Raw genomic sequence first — 6358 nt, 5'->3', positions numbered from 1 at the left:
GTCTTGCGTTTCCGACTCTATCAGACCGTTTCCCGATCCGATTTCCTCGGTGCTTTCCAGGTTCCCGCTTTCGCGTTTCCCTTTCCGGCGACTCCGACTTTATCAGAGATTCTGAGTCGGATTTCCCGCCCCGATCGGGGACTGGTTCCGGCGCACGAGGCGTCCGGGTTCCCGTTCTGGCGGAGCCGTAAACGTACTGGAGCGGGGCGCCTCGATGCAAATCGAGGCGCCCCGCTCCGGGTTCACACGTACGAGGGGTCGTACGCCAGTCAGACCTCCACCACGACCGGGAGGATCATTGGCCTGCGCCGATACGTGTCGGAGACCCACTTGCCGAGGGTGCGGCGGATGAGTTGCTGCAGTTGGTGCGGCTCCACCACGCCGTCCTGAGCCGAGCGTTCGAGTACCTCGGTGATCTTCGGGATCACATCGCTGAAGGCCGTGTCCTCGATGCCCGAGCCGCGGGCCTGGATGTGCGGGCCACCTGTGATCTTGCCGGTGGACGAGTCCACCACCAGGAAGACCGAGATGATGCCCTCGTCGCCGAGGATCTTGCGGTCCTTGAGCGCCGGCTCACCCACGTCGCCGACCGAGAGCCCGTCGACGTAGACGTAACCAGCCTGGACCTTGCCCGAGATCTTCGCCTTGCCCTCGACCAGGTCGACGACCACGCCGTCCTCGGCGATGACGATGCGGTCGTGCGGGACGCCGGTCATGGCGCCCAGCTCTGCGTTGGCGCGCAGGTGGCGCCATTCGCCGTGGACCGGCATCAGGTTCTTCGGGCGGCAGATGTTGTAGAAGTACAGGAGCTCGCCCGCGGACGCGTGGCCCGAGACGTGGACCTTCGCGTTGCCCTTGTGGACCACGTTCGCGCCCCAGCGAGTCAGGCCGTTGATCACGCGGTAGACCGCGTTCTCGTTGCCGGGGATCAGCGAGGACGCCAGGATCACCGTGTCGCCGTCGACGATGCGGATCTGGTGGTCACGGTTGGCCATGCGGGACAGGGCCGCCATGGGTTCGCCCTGGGAGCCCGTGCAGACCAGCACGATCTCGCTGTCGGGCAGGTCGTCCAGTGTCTTCACGTCGACGACCAGGCCCGGTGGGACCTTCAGATAGCCCAGGTCCCGTGCGATGCCCATGTTGCGGACCATCGAGCGGCCGACAAAGGCGACCCGGCGGCCGTACTCATGAGCCGCGTCCAGGATCTGCTGGATGCGATGGACGTGGCTGGCGAAGCTCGCCACGATGATCCGCTTGCGGGCGCTCGCGAAGACCTGGCGCAGGACGTTGGAGATGTCGCGCTCGGGCGGGACGAAGCCGGGGACCTCTGCGTTCGTCGAATCGGCGAGGAGGAGATCGATGCCCTCTTCGCTCAGTCGTGCGAAAGCGTGGAGGTCTGTCAGGCGACCGTCCAGCGGGAGCTGGTCCATCTTGAAGTCGCCGGTGTGCACCACCATGCCGGCCGGGGTGCGGATGGCCACGGCGAGGGCGTCCGGGATGGAGTGGTTGACCGCGACGAACTCGCAGTCGAAGGGTCCGACACGTTCGCGGTTGCCCTCCGCCACCTCGAGGGTGTACGGGCGGATGCGGTGCTCCTGGAGCTTCGCCTCGATGAGAGCGAGGGTCAGCTTGGAGCCGATCAGCGGGATGTCCGGCTTCTCGCGCAGGAGGTAGGGGACGCCACCGATGTGGTCCTCGTGGCCGTGCGTGAGCACGATGCCCTCGATGTCGTCGAGGCGGTCCCGTACGGACGAGAAGTCCGGCAGGATCAGGTCGATTCCGGGCTGTTCCTCCTCGGGGAAGAGCACGCCGCAGTCGACGATCAGAAGACGGCCGCCGTACTCGAAGACCGTCATGTTTCGGCCGATCTCGCCGAGACCGCCGAGCGGCGTGACCCGCAGGCCGCCTTCGGGAAGCGGCGGGGGCGGGGCGAGTTCAGGATGCGGATGGCTCAAAAGACTCTCCTCACCACACGCGCCACGTACCGGTAGGGCACGTGGCGCGCGTGACGTTCGTGCGTGTAGCAGTTGTCGTTGTGGGGTGCGGGCACCGGTGCCCGCTATTCAGTTGTGAAGCCTGTGGTGGTGCCAAGTCTGTTGTCAGAGCTGTACCCCGCCTGCAGCAAGATCGATCTTGAGCTGGGCGATCTCTTCGGGTGTGCACTCGACCATGGGCGCGCGCAGCGGTCCCGCGGGCAGACCCTGGAGGGCGAGAGCGGCCTTCGTGGTCATGACGCCCTGGGTGCGGAACATGCCCGTGTAGACGGGGAGCAGCTTCTGGTGGATCTCCGTGGCCTTCTGGACGTCGCCCGAGACGAACGCCTCGACAAGGGCGCGCAGGTCCGGAGTGACCACGTGGCCCACGACCGACACGAAACCCACCGCGCCCACGGAGAGCAGCGGCAGGTTCAGCATGTCGTCGCCGGAGTACCAGGCGAGCCCGGAGCGGGCGATGGCCCAGCTCGCACGGCCGAGGTCGCCCTTGGCGTCCTTGTTGGCGACGATCCGCGGGTGTTCGGCGAGCCGGACCAACGTCTCGGTGTTGATCGGGACGCCACTGCGTCCGGGGATGTCGTAGAGCATGACCGGAAGCTCGGCGGCGTCGGCGACGGCCGTGAAATGCCGGTACAGGCCCTCCTGCGGGGGTTTGTTGTAGTACGGCGTCACGATCAGGAGGCCGTGTGCGCCGGCCTTGTCGGCGGCCCGGGCCAGCTCGATGCTGTGGTGGGTGTCGTTGGTGCCGACTCCGGCCACCACGTGGGCGCGGTCCCCGACCGCCTCCAGTACGGCTCGTACGAGCTCCGTTTTCTCCGCATCGCTGGTGGTGGGGGACTCGCCGGTGGTGCCGTTGACGATCAGGCCGTCGTTGCCTGCGTCCACCAGGTGGGCGGCGAGCCGCTGCGCGCCGTCGAGGTCGAGTGCGCCGTCCGCCGTGAAGGGCGTGACCATGGCGGTGAGGACCCGCCCGAAGGGGGTCTGCGGAGTCGAGGTCGGAGCCATGGGTAACACGCTACTCGGTGCTCAATGCGCGGTCTGCCCTTGGGGTGCGGGATAAGTCCGGACAAATGCGGAGCCCGGTACTGCCTGCTCGGGGGTTCAAGCAGTACCGGGTCCGTTTGATCAGGCTAGATGAACTTCTCCAAATGCCGCAATACGGACACTTCGCGAGGCTGACCGTACATCTGTCCTCGGCCGGGGAGGACGGTGCGCTACGGCGCCACACGGCCGTTCGCGTTGAAGGCGGCGTAGGTGAGCGGCATGAGCCTGGCCCACTCGGCCTCCATCTTCTCGCCGACCATCTCGATCTCCCGCTGCGGGAAGGACGGGACCTTCGCCAGCTCGTGCTGGGTGCGCAGGCCGAGGAAGTGCATCAGCGAGCGGGCGTTGCAGGTGGCGTACATGGACGAGAACAGACCGACGGGGAGGACCGCACGGGCGACCTCGCGGGCGACGCCGGCGGCGAGCATCTCCTGGTAGGCCTCGTACGCCTGGCGGTACGAGTCCTCCATGACCCGGCCGACCAGCTCCTGCTGGGCCTGGGTGCCCTCCACGAAGACGTACTTGCCGGGGCGGCCCTCCTGGACGAGCTTGCGGGACTCGTCGGGGACGTAGAAGGCGGGCTGGAGCTGGCGGTACCGGCCCGATTCCTCGTTGTACGACCAGCCGACGCGGTGCCGCATGAACTCGCGGAAGACGAAGATCGGGGCGCTGATGAAGAACGTCATCGAGTTGTGCTCGAACGGGCTGCCGTGGCGGTCGCGCATCAGGTAGTTGATCAGGCCCTTGGAGCGCTCGGGGTCCTTGCCCAGCTCGTCCAGGGACTGCTCGCCGATGGTCGAGACGCGGGCGGCGAAGAGCACGTCGGCGTCGGACGCGGTGTGCTTGACCAGCTCGACGGTGACGTCGCTGCGGAAGCTGGGCTTGAGGTCGTCGGCGGGGGTGTCGGTCACGACTGGGAGGGTCCCTTCCATCACTTCTCTCGGGCGGCGCCCACTCTACGACCCGGCACTGACAACGGGGCGTTCGGTGCCGGGTCGCGACATACGCCGGCGAATTTCTGTGAATTCGGCGAAACCGGGCACCTTTTGGGGCACTCGAGCGTCTGTGTAGATGACAGTCACTCGTTCGATCCCGAGAGGAAAAGCTTCACTCATGTTCCGTCGGCGTGAACCCGTCCCGTTCGCCTTCGTCGCCGAAGCCGACAGGTTCCGCAGCAATGTCGCTCCCCCGCCCCGTCAGCGGGCGTCCGCCGGTCAGATAGCCGGGCGCTGGCTGCTCGGACTCACCATCGTCGCCGGGCTGGTGGGCTCGCTGGTGGTCGGTATGCCGGCGCTGTCCAGTCCCGCTGCCACACCGGCTCAGCAGTCACAGGCCTCCCAGGGGCACTGACTCCATCCGGACCCCACAAGTGGTGGGCAGGAACACAGACGGATAACCTCACCGGGCACAGCCCATGCATGGATTGAGTGAGGACCAGCCGTGCCCCTGCCCTTCCTGACGGCCGACCGTGCCTATGAGCCAGCGGACGACGCGCTGCCCTTTGACGACCGCGACCGCTGGCGGCGCCCCTACCGTCCCGGGCCATGGCGTGTGGGCGTGGCGGCGCTCTCGCTGCTGCTCGCCTCGTTCGTGCTGTTCGCCGCGGTCATCATCGCGTTCACCGCTTCGGCTTCCGAGGCCGGCGTGGTCTTCGGCATCGCGCTGGCCGTCATCGCGGGCTCCCTCAGGCTGCTGCGCATGGGCGCCTGGGTGAGTGCGCGCGGGCTGCGCCAGGTGGGCTTCTTCGGGACGCGTACGACGCCGTGGGAGCGGGTCGTCGCCCTGCGGACGGTGCAGCAGCCGGTGCGCTGGCTCGGGCTGCCGCGCACCGTGCAGGGGCAGGCGCTGATCCTCGTACGCAGCGACCGTCCGGAGCAGGACGCCCCGGTCCTGCTGACCACACACAACGTCGACTTCCTGGCGCGGGCCGGGTCGTTCGACCGGGCTGCGGACACGATCGAGGCGTGGGCGGCGGAGTACGGACGCGGGCGCGCCTGACCGAACGGTGCCGGGTGCTGGGGCGGGCCAGGAGCCGGGGTGGGCACTGCTCACTGAGAGGTGCCGCTTTCTGTAGGGGTACCGCCCCAGCGGCACGACTGCCGCAGCTACGCCTCGACGGTCCGTCCCTCGTGCAGGGCGATGGCGCGTTGCATGGCCTTGCGGGCGCGTGGAGTGTCGCGGGCGTCGTGGTAGGCGACGGCGAGGCGGAACCAGCTGCGCCAGTCTTCGGGGGCCGCTTCCGTCTCGGCCTTGCGCTTGGCGAAGACCTCGTCGGCCGAGTCGCGGTCGATACGGCCGCCGGGGGTGCGCTTGAGCTCGTCCACCGGAAGGCCGCCCTCGGCGTCGAGTTCGGCGGCGAGGGCGTTGGCCTTGCGGACGAACTGGGTGTTCTTCCACAGGAACCACAGGCCGATGACCGGCAGGATCAGCACCGCCACGCCGAAGGTGACGGTGAGGACCGTGCCGGACTGGATGAGCATGACGCCGCGGCTGCCGACCAGGACGAAGTAGAAGACCAGGACGGCGGCCGTTATGGCGTAGGAGAGCTTGGCTCGCATGGCGGGTGTCAGCTCAGGTCCAGGAAGTGTTCCAGGCCGAAGGTCAGGCCCGGGGCGGTCACCACGCGGCGGGCGCCGAGCAGGATGCCCGGCATGAAGCTGCTGTGGTGGAGCGAGTCGTGCCGGACGGTGAGCGTCTCTCCCTCGCCGCCGAGCAGGACCTCCTGGTGGGCGAGCAGGCCGCGCAGGCGGACGGAGTGGACGGGAACCCCGTCGACGGTCGCGCCGCGGGCGCCGTCCAGTGCCGTCTCCGTGGCGTCCGGCGCCTGGGCCGTGCCTGCCGCGCGCCGCGCCTCGGCGATGAGCTGGGCCGTGCGCGTGGCGGTCCCGGACGGGGCGTCGACCTTCTTCGGGTGGTGCAGCTCGATGACCTCGACGGACTCGAAGTAGGGCGCGGCGATCTGCGCGAACTTCATCGTCAGTACGGCGCCGATGGAGAAGTTGGGCGCGATCAGCACGCCCGTCTCGCGGGAGGCGGCCAGCCAGCCGTTCAGCTGCGTGAGGCGCTCGTCGGTCCAGCCCGTGGTCCCGACGACCGCGTGGATGCCGTGGCTCACGCAGTACTCGAGGTTGTCCATCACCGAGGCGGGCGTGGTGAGTTCGACGGCGACCTGGGCGCCGGTCTCCGCCAGCGTCTCCAGCTTGTCGCCCCGGCCGAGGGCGGCCACCAGCTCCATGTCCTCGGCAGCCTCGACGGCCCGTACCGCCTCCGAGCCGATCCGGCCCTTGGCACCGAGGACCGCCACGCGCAGCTTGCTCATC

At 68.4% G+C, this 6358-nt stretch carries 7 protein-coding genes; 2 read left to right on the top strand and 5 right to left on the bottom strand.

Going from position 1 to position 6358, the window contains the following annotated elements; all coding sequences use genetic code 11:
- Nucleotides 1–269 precede the first annotated feature (269 nt).
- The 3 genes from IH68_RS0138490 to thyX all read right to left on the bottom strand — a co-directional run bounded on the left by IH68_RS0138490 (nt 270) and on the right by thyX (nt 3949).
- The gene (locus IH68_RS0138490) at nt 270–1955 is read right to left on the bottom strand and encodes a ribonuclease J (RefSeq protein ID WP_030945123.1); all 1686 of its coding nucleotides are present in this window, start codon (nt 1953–1955) and stop codon (nt 270–272) included.
- 144 nt (nt 1956–2099) lie between these two features.
- On the bottom strand, nt 2100–2999 hold the full coding sequence (dapA, locus tag IH68_RS0138485) for a 4-hydroxy-tetrahydrodipicolinate synthase (protein WP_030945121.1): 900 nt from the start codon (nt 2997–2999) through the stop codon (nt 2100–2102).
- A gap of 209 nt (nt 3000–3208) precedes the next feature.
- Nucleotides 3209–3949 (bottom strand): FAD-dependent thymidylate synthase, encoded by a 741-nt coding sequence (gene thyX / locus IH68_RS0138480; protein ID WP_030945118.1) that lies wholly within the window; start codon nt 3947–3949, stop codon nt 3209–3211.
- A 202-nt stretch (nt 3950–4151) separates the two neighbouring features.
- Between thyX and IH68_RS0138475 the strand changes: the two genes are divergently transcribed.
- Both IH68_RS0138475 and IH68_RS0138470 read left to right on the top strand, forming a co-directional pair.
- Nucleotides 4152–4388 (top strand): hypothetical protein, encoded by a 237-nt coding sequence (locus IH68_RS0138475; RefSeq protein ID WP_030945115.1) that lies wholly within the window; start codon nt 4152–4154, stop codon nt 4386–4388.
- A 90-nt stretch (nt 4389–4478) separates the two neighbouring features.
- Nucleotides 4479–5036, top strand: a complete 558-nt coding sequence (locus IH68_RS0138470; protein WP_030945112.1) for a PH domain-containing protein — start codon at nt 4479–4481, stop codon at nt 5034–5036.
- A 107-nt stretch (nt 5037–5143) separates the two neighbouring features.
- On the opposite strand, the gene IH68_RS0138465 is transcribed toward IH68_RS0138470, so the two are convergent.
- A complete protein-coding gene (locus IH68_RS0138465; protein WP_030945104.1) occupies nt 5144–5596 on the bottom strand; it encodes a hypothetical protein in 453 nt (150 codons plus the stop codon).
- Between the two features lie 8 nt (nt 5597–5604).
- Nucleotides 5605–6357, bottom strand: coding sequence for a 4-hydroxy-tetrahydrodipicolinate reductase (dapB, locus tag IH68_RS0138460; protein ID WP_030945101.1), 753 nt, complete (start codon nt 6355–6357; stop codon nt 5605–5607).
- Nucleotide 6358: the final 1 nt, after the last annotated feature.

This window comes from Streptomyces sp. NRRL S-646, assembly GCF_000720765.1.
Classification (GTDB): domain Bacteria; phylum Actinomycetota; class Actinomycetes; order Streptomycetales; family Streptomycetaceae; genus Streptomyces.
The sequence above is the reverse complement of the archived record's forward strand: the minus strand, read 5'-3'. Positions and strand labels throughout refer to the sequence as shown.

Bases quoted from the DNA above. Each gene is read 5' to 3' on its own strand.
- dapA (WP_030945121.1), bottom strand. From the start codon at position 2,999: ATGGCTCCGACCTCGACTCCGCAGACCCCCTTCGGGCGGGTCCTCACC.
- IH68_RS0138475 (WP_030945115.1), top strand. From the start codon at position 4,152: ATGTTCCGTCGGCGTGAACCCGTCCCGTTCGCCTTCGTCGCCGAAGCC.
- IH68_RS0138465 (WP_030945104.1), bottom strand. From the start codon at position 5,596: ATGCGAGCCAAGCTCTCCTACGCCATAACGGCCGCCGTCCTGGTCTTC.
- dapB (WP_030945101.1), bottom strand. From the start codon at position 6,357: ATGAGCAAGCTGCGCGTGGCGGTCCTCGGTGCCAAGGGCCGGATCGGC.